The 15284-nt window shown below is 69.8% G+C and carries 13 protein-coding genes; 1 reads left to right on the plus strand and 12 read right to left on the minus strand.

Annotation, left to right across the window (positions count from 1 at the left end; translation table 11 throughout):
- Nucleotides 1-76: 76 nt before the first annotated feature.
- The 4 genes from ACTMO_RS0112645 to ACTMO_RS0112660 form a co-directional block, all read right to left on the minus strand.
- Nucleotides 77-298 carry a ferredoxin gene (locus ACTMO_RS0112645; protein WP_026449182.1) on the minus strand — a complete coding sequence of 74 codons (222 nt, stop codon included), beginning with the start codon at nucleotides 296-298 and terminating at the stop codon, nucleotides 77-79.
- Between the two features lie 35 nt (nucleotides 299-333).
- Entirely contained in the window at nucleotides 334-1536 is a 1203-nt protein-coding gene (locus ACTMO_RS0112650) for a cytochrome P450 (RefSeq protein WP_019855060.1), read from the minus strand.
- A gap of 107 nt (nucleotides 1537-1643) precedes the next feature.
- Nucleotides 1644-2240: a TetR/AcrR family transcriptional regulator gene (locus ACTMO_RS0112655; RefSeq protein ID WP_019855061.1), complete on the minus strand. Its 597-nt coding sequence runs from the start codon at nucleotides 2238-2240 to the stop codon at nucleotides 1644-1646.
- A 116-nt stretch (nucleotides 2241-2356) separates the two neighbouring features.
- Nucleotides 2357-3691 carry a glutamate-5-semialdehyde dehydrogenase gene (locus ACTMO_RS0112660; protein WP_245556154.1) on the minus strand — a complete coding sequence of 445 codons (1335 nt, stop codon included), beginning with the start codon at nucleotides 3689-3691 and terminating at the stop codon, nucleotides 2357-2359.
- Nucleotides 3692-3842: 151 nt separating this feature from the next.
- Between ACTMO_RS0112660 and ACTMO_RS0112665 the strand changes: the two genes are divergently transcribed.
- A complete protein-coding gene (locus ACTMO_RS0112665; protein ID WP_051099292.1) occupies nucleotides 3843-5933 on the plus strand; it encodes a RecQ family ATP-dependent DNA helicase in 2091 nt (696 codons plus the stop codon).
- Nucleotides 5934-5966: 33 nt separating this feature from the next.
- Here the strand turns inward: ACTMO_RS0112665 and proB are convergent, their stop codons facing one another.
- From proB to ACTMO_RS0112705, 8 genes are all read right to left on the minus strand, one after another.
- Nucleotides 5967-7106, minus strand: coding sequence for a glutamate 5-kinase (gene proB, locus ACTMO_RS0112670; RefSeq protein WP_019855064.1), 1140 nt, complete (start codon nucleotides 7104-7106; stop codon nucleotides 5967-5969).
- A complete protein-coding gene (gene obgE, locus ACTMO_RS0112675) occupies nucleotides 7103-8593 on the minus strand; it encodes a GTPase ObgE (RefSeq protein ID WP_026449184.1) in 1491 nt (496 codons plus the stop codon). Before obgE ends, proB begins: the two co-directional genes overlap by 4 nt.
- An 86-nt stretch (nucleotides 8594-8679) precedes the next feature.
- Entirely contained in the window at nucleotides 8680-8937 is a 258-nt protein-coding gene (gene rpmA, locus ACTMO_RS0112680; protein ID WP_019855066.1) for a 50S ribosomal protein L27, read from the minus strand.
- A gap of 14 nt (nucleotides 8938-8951) precedes the next feature.
- A complete protein-coding gene (gene rplU, locus ACTMO_RS0112685) occupies nucleotides 8952-9260 on the minus strand; it encodes a 50S ribosomal protein L21 (protein ID WP_019855067.1) in 309 nt (102 codons plus the stop codon).
- A 290-nt stretch (nucleotides 9261-9550) separates the two neighbouring features.
- On the minus strand, nucleotides 9551-10405 hold the full coding sequence (locus ACTMO_RS23480; protein WP_211212955.1) for a hypothetical protein: 855 nt from the start codon (nucleotides 10403-10405) through the stop codon (nucleotides 9551-9553).
- Nucleotides 10402-10959, minus strand: a complete 558-nt coding sequence (locus ACTMO_RS0112695) for a DUF6114 domain-containing protein (protein WP_019855068.1) — start codon at nucleotides 10957-10959, stop codon at nucleotides 10402-10404. The genes ACTMO_RS23480 and ACTMO_RS0112695 overlap by 4 nt, the downstream gene beginning before the upstream one ends.
- Before the next feature lie 48 nt (nucleotides 10960-11007).
- Nucleotides 11008-11637 (minus strand): DUF6230 family protein, encoded by a 630-nt coding sequence (locus ACTMO_RS0112700; protein WP_019855069.1) that lies wholly within the window; start codon nucleotides 11635-11637, stop codon nucleotides 11008-11010.
- Between the two features lie 399 nt (nucleotides 11638-12036).
- A complete protein-coding gene (locus ACTMO_RS0112705; RefSeq protein WP_019855070.1) occupies nucleotides 12037-15030 on the minus strand; it encodes a translation initiation factor IF-2 N-terminal domain-containing protein in 2994 nt (997 codons plus the stop codon).
- Between the last annotated feature and the right edge of the window lie 254 nt (nucleotides 15031-15284).

Here is a 15284-nt window from a genome sequence, read left to right on the forward strand (position 1 = left end):
GCGAGCCCACGGGCGGTCCCCCGTCCGGCGTGTCCCCCATCAGAACGGCGGGAGCCTCCCGCCGGGTTCACGGTGTTCACTCCTCGGGAGCCAACTTCCGCCCCGAGGACCGCTCCCACACCGCGATGGCCTCCACCGGGCAGGACTCCGCGGCGTCCACCACCTCGTCGTTGGGTTCGACGTCGCTGTGCAGCGGACGCGAGACCCCCTCCTCCACCGCGAAATAGCCCTCCGCGATCGCCGAACACATTCCCGATCCGATGCAGGTCTGTCCGTCGACCTCTACCAGCCAGCTCATCTCGGGTGACCTCCAGTCCGTCTCGTTCTCGGGTTTCAGTCCCACGCCAGCGGAAGATGCTGTGGCCCACGGACCAGCATCCCGCTCTTCCAGACCACGTCCTGCTCGTCCGCCCCGAGCCGCAGCCCGGGGAACTCGCGCAACAACGTCCCCAGGGCCACCTGTAGCTCCATCCGGGCGAGCTGGGCCCCCAGGCAGTGGTGCGGCCCGTGCCCGAAACCGATGTGGGAGTTGGACTCCCGGGTGAGGTTCAGCTCCTCCGGGTCGTCGAACACGCTCTCGTCCCGGTTGGCCGAGGCGAGGCTGGCCAGCACCGGCTCTCCGGCACGGATCAGCACCCCGCCGAGCTCCACGTCCTCCAGGGCGTAGCGGGGAAAGGCGGCGTTGACCCCCAACGGCACGAATCGCATGAGCTCCTCGACGGCGTCGGGAACCCGGTCCGGGTTGTTCCGCAGCCATTCGAGTTCACTCGGGTGCGTCAGCAGCACGTAGACGAAGTTGGGGATCTGGGTGGCCGTGGTCTCGTGCCCGGCCACCAGGAGGCCGACGGCCAGGTCCACCAGTTCGGTCTCGGAGAGCTTGTCCTGCTCGTCGCGGGCCTGGATGAGACCGCTCAGCAGGTCCTCGGCGGGCTGGGCGCGGCGTTGTTCGATCAGTCCGGCCATGTAGCCCCGCATCTGCGTGATGTAGTCCTCGACCTGCTGCGCGGAGAGCTTGCTGGTGGACAGGAAGGCGTCGGACCAGACGCGGAAGTCCTTCCGGTCGGAGTAGGGCACTCCGAGCAGTTCGCAGATCACGGTGATCGGCAGTGGCAGGGCGAACTCCTCGACGAGGTCCAGCGGCGGGCCCTTGCGGTGCATCCCCCGGACGAGGTCGTCGGCGATCCGCTGGGCGCGGGGACGCAGCTGCTCCACCCTGCGTGCGGTGAACGCCTTGGCCACGAGTTTGCGCAACCTGGTGTGTTCGGGAGGGTCCATCGTGAGGATGCCGGTCTGTTGCGCCGTGGGGCGGGCGCGGGGCTCGTCCCGGCCCACGGCGGCGGCCCTGCTGAACCGGGGATCGGCGAAGACGGTCCTGACGTCGGAGTACCTGGTGGCCAACCAGGCGTCCTCCCCATAGGGGAGCCGAACCCGGGAGACCGGTTCCTGTCTGCGCAGCTCCGCGTAGAAGGGGTCCAGGCGCAACCTGTCGGGGGCGTTGAAGGGGTAGGTCCGCGGCGTCGGGTCGGTCGTGGTCATGTGCGGCTCCCGGACACGAGACAAAAGTAAGCAACCGCTTACCAAAAGTCATGGTAGGAAGCCGTCTCCGGCCGTGCACTCCTCCGAAAAGGTGGAATTCGGCGAGTTCACTCCTCCGCCGGATCGCCGGACTCGGAGTTCTCCAGCAGCAGGGCGACCGTGCGGGTCACGTGGTCGAGCACCTCCCGCTCGTCGGCCTCGGCCAACGGTGACTTACGCAGCACCGAACGCAGCATCCCGATGCCGAACAACCACGCGAGCACCAGGTCGGCCCTCAGCCGCGCGTCCCGGGCGTCACTGAGACGGGCCAACCGTCGGGAGTAGGACTCGCCCAACTCGTCCCGCAACACGCGGGCGGCCCGCTCGTCACCGAAGGAACGCAGCATCCCCACCAGCGTGTGCTCACCCCCCACCACGGCACCCTCGGAAAGCACGTTCTCCAGGATCCGTCTCGGCAGCTCGGCCGGGGGCACGGTTTCCAACAACGTCTCGCTGTTGCGGTTGAGGACCTCGGCGAACAACTCCTGCTTGGAACCGAAGTAACGGAACAGCAGAGCCTGATTGACCTCGGCCCTGGCCGCCACGTCCCGCACCGTCGTCTGCTCGAAACCACGTTCGGCGAACAACTCGGCGGCGGCCCGCAACAACGCCGTCCTGGTCGCGGCCGGATCACGTCTGCGCCGTGATCGCCGGTCCTCACACACACCCGCCTCCCGACACCGAACCGAGACACCAGGACACCGACGGTAGAGCATCCGGCCCGTGAGGTCACCGGCAACCACACCGCGCCCTCGGCGGAGACCACCGCCCCAGACGGGGATCAGTTCGCGGGCCGGACCTGTCCCTCGCCGTACACCAGCCACTTGGTCGTGGTCAGCTCGGGCAGGGCCATCGGCCCGCGGGCGTGCAGCTTCTGCGTGGAGATCCCGATCTCGGCCCCCATGCCGAACTCCCCACCGTCGGTGAACGCGGTGGAGGCGTTGACCATCACCGCCGCCGCGTCCACCCGGGCGGTGAAACGCTGGGCGGCACGCAGGTTCTCGGTGACGATAGCCTCGGTGTGCCCGGAACCGTGCGCTGAGATGTGCTCGATCGCCTCCCCCAGGGAGTCCACCACGGCGACGGCCATGTCCGAGGACAGGTACTCGGTGTCCCAGTCCTCCTCCGCAGCGGGCACCACACCGTCGGTGTCCCCCACCAGCCGCCAGACCCGTTCGTCGGCGTGCACGGTCACGCCGGCGGCCCGCAGCTCGGCCACCGCCTCCGGCACGAAGGACTCCGCGAGGTCCCGGTGCACCAGCAGCGTCTCGGCCGCGTTGCACACGCTGGTCCGTCGGGTCTTGGAGTTGAGCAGGATCCTCAGCGCGGTGTCGTGCTCGGCGGCGGCGTCGACGTAGACGTGGCAGTTGCCCACCCCGGTCTCGATGGCGGGCACCGTGGCCTGTTCGACCACGGCCGAGATCAGCCCGGCACCGCCACGCGGGATCACCACGTCCACCAGCCCGCGCGCGGTCACCAGGTGACGCACCGACTCCCGGTCGTGGCAGGGCAGCAGCCGCACCGCGTCTTCGGGAAAACCCTGTTCACGCAGCACGTCGGTCAACACCGTCACGAGGGCGGAGTTGGAACGTTCCGTCGAGGCCGACCCGCGCAGCAGCACGGCGTTACCCGCCTTGAGGGCCAGACCGGCGGCGTCGACCGTGACGTTGGGGCGGCCCTCGTAGACCATGCCGACCACCCCCAACGGCACCCGGACCTGCCGCAGGCGCAGTCCGTTGCCCAGCACGCTGCCGCGCACCACCTCACCGACGGGGTCGGGAAGTTCCGCCAGGGCGCGCAGCCCCTCGGCCATACCGGCGACACGTCCCTCGGACAGGGTCAGTCGGTCGACCATGCTGGCTTCCGCCCCGGCGGCGCGGGCCGACTCGACATCGGCGGCGTTGGCGGCGAGGATCTCGTCACAGCGCCGCGGCAACGCCTCGGCCAGGGCGTGCAGCAACGCGTCCTTGGCGTCCCGAGTGGCCAGCCCGAGCTCGGTGGCGGCCGCCCGGGCCCGGCGGGCGTCGGAACGGACGCGCTCGCGCAACCCGTGCTCGTCGTGGGAGGTCCCGACCACGGTGGCCGTGTCCTCTGCGGCGTTGGTGTGGGTAGTCACACCCCCAGCCTAAGGAGTCGCCGGGCGAGGCCCCGCCGGGGTGGTCGGTACCGACACGCCCCTCCGCTTCGGACGAGCCCCACGGCCCGTTCCCGACGCCCGACGGGGACTGCGCAAGAATCCCCCCGTGGACGAACAGGCACTTCGCGAGATGGCCGAGCAACGACTCCGCGCTCTGGCCGGGCCGGAGGCCGCCCTCCGGGAGGACCAGTGGCGCGCGGTGCGCGCGCTGGTCCTGGAGCGCCAACGGACCCTGGTGGTACAGCGAACAGGCTGGGGCAAGTCCGCGGTGTACTTCGTGGCCACCGCGCTGCTGCGGGAACTCGGAGAGGGCCCCACGGTCATCGTCTCCCCGCTGCTGGCCCTGATGCGCAACCAGGTGGAGGCGGCGGCCGCCGCGGGAGTGCACGCGGCGACGATCAACTCCGCCAACCCGGAGGAGTGGGCCTCGATCGAGGAGGAGGTCGCCGTGGGGGCGGTGGACGTGCTGCTGGTCAGCCCGGAACGGTTGAACAACCCGGAGTTCAGGGACAACGTCCTGACGGAGCTGACCCACACCACCGGCCTGCTCGTCGTCGACGAGGCACACTGCATCTCCGACTGGGGACACGACTTCCGCCCCGACTACCGCAGACTGCGCAGCCTGTTGGCCGAGCTCCCCGAGGGCGTGCCGGTGCTGGCCACCACGGCCACCGCCAACGACCGCGTTGTGCACGACGTCTCCGAGCAGCTGGGAGTCACCGGCGACGACGGCGCCACCGAGGCCCCGTTGGTGCTGCGCGGCGAACTCGAGCGGCAGAGCCTGCACCTGGGGGTGCTCGACCTGCCGGACACACCGCGCAGGCTGGCCTGGCTCGCGGAGAACCTTCCCACACTGCCCGGATCCGGCATCATCTACACCCTGACGGTCTCCACCGCCGAGGAGGTGGCCGAGTTCCTCACCCAACAGGGGTTCACGGTGGCCGCCTACTCGGGACGCACCGGGGCGGCCGAACGCGGCTCCGCCGAACAGGCCCTGCTGAACAACGAGGTGAAAGCCCTGGTGGCCACCTCGGCCCTGGGCATGGGATTCGACAAACCGGACCTGGGTTTCGTGGTCCACCTGGGAGCGCCGCCCTCCCCCATCTCCTACTACCAGCAGATCGGCCGAGCCGGTCGCGGAGTGCGCCGCGCCGAGGTCCTGCTGCTTCCCGGCAGGGAGGACCAGCGGATCTGGGACTACTTCACCTCACTGACCTTCCCGCCCGAGTCGACCGTGCGGGCGGTGCTGAACACCCTCGAACAGGCCGACGGCCCGCTTTCCACGGCTGCCCTGGAACCCCACGTGGAACTGAGCCGCTCCCGCATCGAGATGGTCCTCAAGGTGCTCGACGTGGACGGAGCGGTGCGCCGGGTCAAGGGCGGCTGGACCGCCACCGGCCTGCGGTGGGACTACGACGCGGAACGCTACCGGCGGATCGCCGAACAGCGCCAGCACGAACAACGGGCCATGCTCGACTACCTGACCACCACCGGATGTCGCATGGAGTTCCTGCGCTCCGCGTTGGACGACCCGGGGGCGCGGCCGTGCGGGAGGTGCGACAACTGCACCGGCCGGGGGTTCACCGCCGAGGTCTCCGCGGAGACGCTGGAGCGGGCCGAACAGCAGTTGCGGCGGGCCGGAACCATCCTGACACCGCGCAGGATGTGGCCCGCCGGGATGAAGGAGGTCGGTGTCGACGTGGCCGGGCGGATTCCCGCCGGGGAGCAGCACGAGCCGGGACGCGCCCTCGGCAGGCTGACCGACATCGGCTGGGGGAACCGGCTCCGGGAGCTGCTCTCCCCGCAGTCCCCGGACACCGGCATCCCCGAGGAGCTGGTGCAGGCCTGTGTGGGAGTGCTGGCCGACTGGGACTGGTCCCGGCGACCGGCCGGGGTGATCGCCGTGGGCTCGCTGCGTCGGCCGGAACTGGTGTCGAGCCTGGCCGAACGGATCGCCTCCATCGGAAGGCTCCCCCTGCTGCCCCCGGTCTCTCCCGTCTCCGGGCACGCGCCCACGGCCGGACCGAACAGCGCCCGGAGGCTGGCCGAACTGTGGAACCGCTTCGAGCTCCCCTCCGGCGGGGACCTCTCCGGGCTCGGGGGGCCGCTGCTGCTGGTGGACGACTACACCGACACCGGATGGACCCTCACGGTCGTGAGCCGACTGCTGCGTCGGGCGGGCGCCGTCGGGGTGCTTCCTCTGACCCTGGCCACCACCTGAACCGGAGCACGCCGAACCGTTCCGGCGGTTCCGTCAGTCGAGCGGGGCGAGGTCGTCGGCGTGCACCACCTCACGCCGCTGTTCCGCGGGCAGTTCGTGGCTGGACCTGCCGATCAGCTCCGGCAGCTCGGAGGCGTCGTAGGCGACCACCCCTCGGGCCACCACCTCCCCGGAGGGGCCGACCAACTCGACCACGTCGCCCCCTTCGAAGGAGCCCTCCATCCCGGTGACGCCGGCGGCGAGCAGGGAACGACGGCGCCGCACCACGGCGGAGACCGCACCGGCGTCCAGGTGCAGCCTGCCCCGGGCGCTCGCCGCGTGGGCCAGCCAGAACCTCCTGGCCGAGAGTCGGGGGCCGGTGGTCCCGAACGCGGTTCCCACCTCGGCCCTGCCCAGGGCCTCCTCGGCCAGTTCCGCCGAGGTCAGCAGGGCGGGGATTCCCGCCGAACAGGCCACCCGCGCGGCCTGCACCTTCGAGGTCATCCCGCCCGTTCCGAGCCCGGAGGAACCGGTTCCCCCCACCGAGATCCCCTCCAGGTCCTCGGCCGTGGTGATCTCGCGGACAGCCCGCGCCCGCCCGGCGCGGGGATCCCCGTCGTAGAGGGCGTCGACGTCGGAAAGCAGCACCAAAGCGTCGGCCTCGACCAGGTGGGCCACCAGCGCGGCCAACCGATCGTTGTCCCCGAAGCGGATCTCGGCGGTGGCCACCGTGTCGTTCTCGTTGACCACGGGCACGGCACCGAGGTTCAGCAACCGCCGCAGGGTCCGGCGCGCGTTGCGGTAGTGCGCTCTGCGCACCACGTCGTCGGCGGTCAACAGCACCTGGCCCACCGTCAGCCCGAACCGGGCGAAGGACGCCGCGTAGGCGTGGGCCAGGGTCTGCTGACCGACACTGGCCGCGGCCTGCTGCGTGGCCAGATCTCCGGGGCGCCCGCCCAGCCCCAGTGGGGCGAGGCCCGCCGCGATCGCACCGGAGGAGACCAGCACCACCTGGCTTCCCTCCGCCACCCGACGGGACAACGTCTCCACCAGCGTGTCCAGCCTCCGCCCGTCCAGACCGCCCTCCGTGGTGGTCAGGGAGGAGGAGCCGATCTTGACCACGATCCTGCGGGCGGTGGCCACGGCCCGCCGGGTGGCGGAGAGCCCGGCGGTGACAGTCTCGGAACTCGTCACAGGTCGTCCTCGTCCGTCTCGGTGTCCTCGTGGTACTCGCCGCTGTCGGCGGGAAAACCCGCCTCGTCGGTGGTCCCGGCACGGCGGGCCCTCTTGGCGGCCTTGCGCTCGTCCGCGCTGACCCGACCAGACCCGGACTCGAGGTTGCCCTCCGGGGTGGTGGGCTCCCAGTCGAAGGTCACGGAACCGATGGTGACCTGGCTGCCGGGGCGGGCCCCCTGTCGGGCCAGCTCCTGTTCCACGCCCAGTTTGGCGAGGCGGTCGGCCAGGTAGCTCACGGCCTCCTCGTTGTCGAAACTGGTCTGCCTGATCCACCGTTCCGGTTTCTCGCCACGCACCACGTAGGCGTCGTCGAGTTCCGGATCCGGTTCGACGACGAACCCACCGGAGTCGACGGGGCGCGGACGCACCGTGGCTCGCGGCGGCTCGGGGGCGGGCAGGTTGGCCCGGAAGTTCTCCACTTCCTCGGCCAGGGCGAAACGCAGCTCCCGCAGACCGTCGTGGGTGGCCGTGGAGACCTCGAAGACGGGCCAGCCCCGTTCCCGCAGCTGTTCGCGCACCAGATCCGCCATGGCGCGCGCGTCGGGGATGTCCATCTTGTTCAACACGACCAGGCGCGGACGTTCGCTCAGGTCCACTGCACCCTGCTCCCGGCTCAACGCCGGGGTGTACTCGGCCAGCTCGTGTTCGAGGGCGTCGATGTCGGAGAGAGGATCGCGCTCCGGCTCGAAGGTGGCGCAGTCCACCACGTGCACCAGTACCGCGCAGCGTTCGATGTGACGCAGGAACTCGAGCCCCAGTCCGCGCCCCTGGCTGGCTCCCGGAATCAGGCCGGGCACGTCGGCCACGGTGAACACCTTGTCGTCGGCGGTCACCACTCCGAGGTTGGGAGTCAGCGTGGTGAAGGGGTAGTCGGCGACCCGGGGACGTGCCGCCGACAGCACCGAGACCAGCGAGGACTTGCCGGCCGAGGGGAAGCCGACCAGTCCCACGTCGGCCACCGACTTCAGTTCGAGTACGAAGTCGCCGCTCTCGCCGGGCTCCCCCAGCAGGGCGAAACCGGGGGCCTTGCGCGCCTTCGAGGCCAGCGCCGCGTTGCCCAGGCCTCCGCGGCCGCCGCGGGCCAGCACGAACCTGGTGCCCTCCCCCACCAGGTCGGCGACCACGTTGCCCTCCGCGTCGGAGACGACGGTTCCCTCGGGCACGGGCAGCTCCAGGTCCGTACCGGAGGCCCCGTTGCGCATGCTGCCCCGTCCCTGTTTGCCCCGTTCGGCCGTCACGTGGGGCCGGTAGTGGTAGTCCAGCAGCGTGTGCACGCCGGGATCCACGACGAGAGTGACGTCCCCACCCTTGCCCCCGTTGCCTCCGTCCGGCCCGCCGTAGGGCTTGAACTTCTCCCGGTGCACCGAGGCACAACCATTACCTCCGTCACCTGCGGTGACATGAATCGTCACACGATCGACGAAGCGCGACACGGGAACCTCCAAGCGGGGCCGAAACCAGTCGAGGGGCGGGTTCGGTGCGTGACCGACCCCGCCCCTCGCGGAAAAACACGGGTGTGCCCGAAGCCGGTTCAGGCCTCGCTCGGCACGACATTGATGTACTTGCGGCCGCGCCTGCGGGCGAACTCCACAGAGCCGGCGGAGAGCGCGAACAGCGTGTCGTCGCCGCCGCGTCCCACGTTACCGCCGGGGTGGTACTTGGTACCGCGCTGCCGCACCAGAATCTCGCCAGCGTTCACTCGTTGGCCGCCGAAACGCTTGACTCCCAGGAACTTGGGATTCGAGTCACGGCCGTTCCGAGAGTTGGACGCACCCTTCTTGGTCGACATGTCTTCTCACGCCCTCACTTGGTGATGCCGGTGACCTCGACGCGGGTCAGCTGCTGCCGATGCCCCTGCCGCTTGTGATAGCCGGTCTTGTTCTTGAACTTGTGGATGCGGATCTTGGGACCTTTGGTCTGCTCGAGCAGCTTACCGGTCACCGAGACCTTCTTGAGCGCGTCGGCGTCGGCGGTGACTTCGGAGCCGTCGACGACCATCAGCGCCGGGAAGGTGACCTCGGAACCCGGCTCGCCCTCGAGCTTCTCGACCTCGACGACGTCCCCGACAGCCACCTTGTGTTGTTTGCCGCCGGTCTTGACGATCGCGTACATGAGTCGGAAGTCTCCTGCTGCTCGGTTTCGCTAGTTCACCAGTCTGCGACGTACGCACATCCCCGTTCGCACGGGGATTCCCAGTACGCCGACCAGGCGGCGCCACAGTGGGTTCCTGCCTCCACGACGGCGGCCGACCTTACCGGGCGGACCTCGTCTGACAGACGCCGAACCCCCTCCGCCCGTCCGGCGGCGAGAAATTCCACACCATCATACAGTGCGGTGTCGCGCGCCTTCCGCGCAGGGGCAGTGAGGCCCCGGTCCGGGATCCGCGCCCATCGCACTCTCCGTCACTCCGGTGCGATGTTCGCGCCCGGTATGAACAGTTTACCCCCGTCCAGTTCGACGTTGCGCACCACCGCGTCCGTGAAGGTCAGCTTCGGCAGTTCGAGAAAGCCGAGGTCCAGATCCGGGATCAACAGTGACTCCGGGGACAGCTCCATCGGGACCAACGGGTACCCGGCGACGTTGAGCGTGCCGGTCAGTTTGCGCGTGTACAGGTCTATGGGGCCCTCGGTGATGGTGGAGACGGAACCGGGACGCGCGGCAACGCGCACACTGTCGTCGCCGGTCAGTCCGCCGCGCTGCACCAGATCACCGATGCGCAGCGTGTCGACGGTGAAGTGCATGGTGCGCACCTGCTCGCCGTCGACCTCCTTGAGCGCGAAGCCGTTGTAGCGCACCCCCTCCAGGGTCAGCGTGCTGGCCGTCAACGTCCAGACACGCCCCGGCCCCGGCCGCACGTCGGGAGGCTGGTTCGGAGCCGGTGGCAGTCGTTCGGCGGAGGTGGACCCGCTCGGTGACTCCTCCGTGTCCGTGTTCGCTCCGTCCTCCTCCGGGGGAGCGGGTTCCGTCGAGGTCTCCGGAGTCGCCGTTGCGGAGGGCTCCTCCGGGGAGGAAACGTCGGTGCTCGGCCGATCCGGTTCCTCCGGGGAGGAGGTGCTCGCGGGCGGCGGGAGGGAACCGCTCGGTTCGAGCTGCTGAGCCGCCACGATCGGAGTCCCGACGAAGCCGGTCGTGCCGACGGCCACGATCAGGCCGGTGATCAACGAGGTCACCGCGAACACCCGCGCGCGAGCGGCGGGACCTCCGCGGCGACGTCCGCCGACCAGCGGGGAACGTGGACGGCACCGTTGTTGGCTCACGCCTCTCCTCCCTCGGTTCCTACGGTCTCACCCGTGGGGACCTCCTGCCGGGAGTGGTTGGGGCGTTCCCGGGGAACCGGGGAGGGCTTCGCTCCCTCCCGCGCGCGCCCGGAGGCGCTCGCCCGGTCGGTTCCGTGTTTTCCGGGGCGTTGGCGGGGCGACCACGCGATCGCCAGCGCACCTCCGACCAGACCACTGAGGGTGCCGGTCAGCAGGGATCCCAGGTTGACGGTGACGATGGCCACCACGGACAGCACCAGGGTCACGACTCCGGCGGGGATCCTCCATTCCGGGCGGAACCAGAAGGACGTCCCCGCGGCGATCAGCACCATGCCGATCACGAGACCCGTGATACCGGCGGTGGTACGCAGCGCGATCTGGATGTCACCGAACTCCAGTGAGGCGTACGGCGGGTACAGCAGCAGCAACGCGGCCCCCAGGGTGAACACCCCACCCCAGAACGGTCTGGTTCTGCGCCAGCTCCGGAAAGCCCTGCGGACCGTGGACAGTCGGGCCCTGGTGTTTCCTCGGAGAACCTTCGTCGACTTCTCCACGAGCGCCCCTCCTCTGCTCGTGTGTCACGGCCTGCGATCCCGGCCGGGTCAGAAACAGGGCTTGTCGCCCGGCACGACGGAGATGTTCACGTCGTTGAGGTTGAGCGTGGAAGCTGTGGTCGACCACGCCTGCTGGCGCAGGTCGTCGATGGTCGCTCCGCTGGCCTGGATCCCGAATCCTCCCGGAGCGCCCTGGGCGCCGTCCGGGCCCGCGCTCAGCTCGGAGGCGTCCCTGCCGATCTCGACGTTGTTGAGTGTCAGGTCACCGTCGACCTGGTCGATTCCGAGGACCAGGTTGTCGGCGCTCATGCCGTCGGCGGCCTTGATCCGGACCGTGGCGTCACCGAGGCCGGGAAGGTCGGTGACGTGGATGGACTGGCAGAAGTTGGTCAGTTTCGCGTGCTGGAAGCCGTTGACCAGCACCGGGTGTGCTTCGTCGGCGCTGCGGTCCACGGAGCCGAACTGCACAACGCCCTCTCCGGTGAGCTTGTCGGCCGAGGCCTTGTAGCTCGTCCCGGAGACCGTGAAGGAGGCCGCCACGGCCCCCTTGGACAGGCCGGTGAGCATCACGGCCACTCCGGAGAAGCCCGCGGCGAGCACGAGCGCGAAAACCTTCCAGCGGGTGCGTCCGCCCGCCGTGTTGCCGTCTTCGGTGTCGGCCTTGCGACCAGTGGCCATGGTTCACCTCGATGGCTCGGGGACTGGGTGGCGGTGTCACTCCTGCCATGGGAGAAAAAACACACGGAGTGACGTCCATTACTCTTACCGGGAAGTAACCATAGACGCACATCACAGGGAACGCCATACCGTGACGACAAACACGAAGCTTATTCGTGAAATTAGTCACTTCGCACCGCCCTGGGAGCGATCACGGAGATAGTTCCTCCTCACCCACCGCGAACGACCGAACGCGGAAAAGAACCGGCGAACCTCGGCAGAACCCCACGGCAACACCCGTCGCACCCCGCGGACGGAGTCGGACGGCCGCCCTCGGCCGCGCCCCGTGGCAACGGAACCCGGCGGGCACAAAAAACCGGCCGGGAGCGCGGGCAGCGCTCCCGGCCGGGAACCGGACTCTCACTCCCCGGAGTGCCGCACCGGAGGTCCCGTCGCACGCCCGGCGGCGCGCCGTCCGGAACGCCGCGCCGGCCCCACCGAGACGACGGAGGAGTCCGAGGACGACACCGTCCGCTCCGTGTCCTCGGACCCCGAGCCGCTCACCACCACGGGCTGCGGGGCTTGCCCGACGCTTCCGGCGGGCCTGCTGGCCTTGCGCCGTCCCCTCCCGGAGGAGCCACTCGACACACCGACCTCGTTGCCCTGGGCGGGCTGCTTCTGCTGTTCTCCCCCGGCAGGCTTACCGGAGCCGGCGGCCGCCTCCGCCTCCCCGGCGGGAGCCGTCCCGTTGGTGGACGCCGCGGCCGCCGGAGCGGCCTCCGTCTCCCCGGACTCCGCCCCACCGGACACGTCGGCGGGAACCGTCTCGCGTTTCCAGCCCGTGCGGGAGGACGACTCCTGCCGGGAAGCTGACTTCGCGGCGGGGGCCTGCTTGCCACCGCCGGACTCGGCCGCCGGAGCGTCCTCGGCCGTGGACTCCGTCTTCTCCGGGCGCTGCTGCCCGCCGGAGTTGTCCTGCTGGGAGGACTTGCCACGCTGCTTGTTGCGCCGCGAACCACCGCCGCCACCACCGTGGTGACTGTGGTCGATCGGCTCGGTGGAGACCAGCACACCGCGACCCCGGCAGTGCTCACACGTGCTGCTGTAGGCCTCCAACAGACCCGTGCCGACCCGCTTTCGGGTCATCTGCACCAGTCCGAGCGAGGTGACCTCCGCCACCTGGTGGCGGGTCCGGTCCCTTCCCAGACACTCGGTGAGCCTGCGCAGCACGAGATCGCGGTTGGACTCCAACACCATGTCGATGAAGTCGATGACCACGATCCCGCCGATGTCACGCAGCCGCAGCTGGCGCACTATCTCCTCGGCGGCCTCCAGGTTGTTCCTGGTGACCGTCTCCTCCAGGTTCCCCCCGGATCCGGTGAACTTGCCCGTGTTGACGTCGATCACCGTCATGGCCTCGGTGCGGTCGATCACCAGGTACCCGCCGGAGGGCAGCCAGACCTTGCGGTCCAACGCCTTGGTGATCTGCTCGTCCACCCGGTACTCGGTGAACACGTCGGTGTTGCTCACGTGCTTGTGCAACCGTCCGAGCAGTTCGGGGGCCACGTGCTGCACGTAGGCCTCGATCGTCTCCCAGGCCTGGTTCCCCTGGACGGTGAGCGCGGAGAAGTCCTCGGTGAACAGGTCCCGCACGACCTTGACCAGCAGGTCCGGCTCGGCGTAGAGGAGCTGGGGCGCCTGGGCGTTGGGAGTCTCGGCCTTCTCCTTGATGACCTCCCACTGTGCCTGCAACCGGCGCACGTCCCGGTCGAGGGCCTGTTCGCTGGTGCCCTCGGAGGCGGTGCGGATGATGACGCCGGACTCGTCCGGCACGATCCGCTTCAGGATCTCCTTGAGACGCTTGCGCTCGTTGTCCGGCAACTTCCGGCTGATCCCGGTGGCCCCACCCCCGGGAACGTACACCAGGAAACGCCCGGGCAGGCTGATCTGGGTGGTCAGCCTCGCTCCCTTGTGCCCCAGCGGATCCTTGGTGACCTGGACCAGCACGCTGTCTCCGGTGGAGAGGGCCTGCTCGATCCTGCGGGACTTACCGGCCAGTCCGGCGGCCTCCCAGTCCACTTCCCCCGCGTAGAGCACCGCGTTGCGCCCACGACCGATGTCGACGAAGGCGGCCTCCATGCTCGGCAGCACGTTCTGCACCCTGCCGAGATAGACGTTACCCACCAGTGAGTCACTGCCCGCCGAGGTCACGAAGTTCTCGACCAGGATGTCGTCCTCGAGCACGGCGACCTGCGTCTGACCGTCGTTCTCCCGCACGATCATCTTGCGGTCCACCGACTCGCGCCGGGCGAGGAACTCGGACTCGGACAGCACCGAGGCCCTCCGCCGACCCGCTTCCCTGCCGTCACGGCGCCGCTGGCGCTTGGCCTCGAGGCGGGTGGAGCCCTTGATGGCGCGGACCTCGTCCTCGGCCTCCTGCCGGGAGCCCTCTCCGGTGCTCTCCCGGACGTGCACCACCGTGTTCGGCGGATCGTCCTCGCGGGTGAGGTTGTCGGACTCTGCCGAACTCTTCCGACGCCTGCGGCGCCTCCTCCTGCTCACGGAAGTCGCCTCCGTCTCCTCCTCGGCACCGGGGCTCTCGGAGCCGGAAGCGCCACTGGCGGTCTCCCCCTCGTCCTTGGCGGAGGTCTCCGCGCCGGGGTCGACGTTCTTGTCCTTCTTGGCCTTGCGGTCCTTGCGGTCCTTCTTCGTGGACTTGCCGCTCTTGGCCGTCTCCTCTCCCGTGGCGGTCGGGCTCGCGGTGGCCTCACCGGCCGAGGAGGTTCCTTCCTCGTCCCCGCCCCGGCCACGTCCGCGGCCCCTGCGGCCGCGTCGCCGCCTGCGGCGTGTCGAGGTTCCGCCCGAGGACTCGCCGTTCTCGTTCCTCTCGGTGGACTCCGGAGCAGCGGACTGCTCCTCGGCGGGGGCGGACTCACCGGTCTCCTCGGTAGCGGTGTCGGTCTCCCCCGTGGTCTCCGACTGCCTGGGAGGCAGGAACATGGCCTGGGGTGGCGCGAAGGTGGGGGCGAGGGCCTCCTGCGCGGGGTCGGACTCCGCCTCGCCGCTCTCCTCGGCCGGGACCTCGGCGGAGGCGCTCTGGCGTCCTTCGGCACCGGAGCTCCCGTTCAGCGCGCGCTCCGAGCTCGCCCGTTCCTCCGCCTCGGATGCGGTGGCCGGTTCCTCACGCGCTCCCGTGTCGGCGCTCTCGCCCCGCCGGGTGTGCCGCTCGGGGGGTCGTCCGCCGTTCGCGGTGGGCTCGACACGTTCGGGTCGCAACGACCCCACCACCTCGAGCGCGACCTCCCGGGTGATGTTCGCCTGCGCGCTGCGCACCGAGTGCCCCAGCTCCCCCAGTTTGGCGATCACCTCGCGACTGGTTACCTCCAGCATCTTCGCCAAGGCGTGCACGCGCATCTTGGGGGGCAGTTCGAAGGTCCGCTGGGTGTTTTCCCCCTGCGCCCGTCCATCCCGTCGGGATGCCACTGATTGTCCGCCGGAGTCCCCAGCGGACGTCTCCCTGTTCAACATTCAACTCCTTCACCCCCGGGCGCGTCCGTGACGGACGCGGCCACACAGGGGTCTACATACGTTGTCGGCCCTCCGCCACTCGGTGGCGGTAATTCTGTTGGATCCCTTGCGCCCTGGCCAAGCCCCAGGCGATCGCATGG

The organism is Actinopolyspora mortivallis DSM 44261 (genome assembly GCF_000384035.1).
Classification (GTDB): Bacteria; Actinomycetota; Actinomycetes; order Mycobacteriales; family Pseudonocardiaceae; genus Actinopolyspora; species Actinopolyspora mortivallis.

Coding starts and splice junctions, on each gene's coding strand:
- ACTMO_RS0112705 (WP_019855070.1), bottom strand. CDS start 15,030: ATGCGCGTGCACGCCTTGGCGAAGATGCTGGAGGTAACCAGTCGCGAG.
- rpmA (WP_019855066.1), bottom strand. CDS start 8,937: ATGTCGACCAAGAAGGGTGCGTCCAACTCTCGGAACGGCCGTGACTCG.
- ACTMO_RS0112700 (WP_019855069.1), bottom strand. CDS start 11,637: ATGGCCACTGGTCGCAAGGCCGACACCGAAGACGGCAACACGGCGGGC.
- rplU (WP_019855067.1), bottom strand. CDS start 9,260: ATGTACGCGATCGTCAAGACCGGCGGCAAACAACACAAGGTGGCTGTC.
- ACTMO_RS0112650 (WP_019855060.1), bottom strand. CDS start 1,536: ATGACCACGACCGACCCGACGCCGCGGACCTACCCCTTCAACGCCCCC.
- ACTMO_RS0112665 (WP_051099292.1), top strand. CDS start 3,843: ATGGCCGAGCAACGACTCCGCGCTCTGGCCGGGCCGGAGGCCGCCCTC.
- ACTMO_RS0112645 (WP_026449182.1), bottom strand. CDS start 298: ATGAGCTGGCTGGTAGAGGTCGACGGACAGACCTGCATCGGATCGGGA.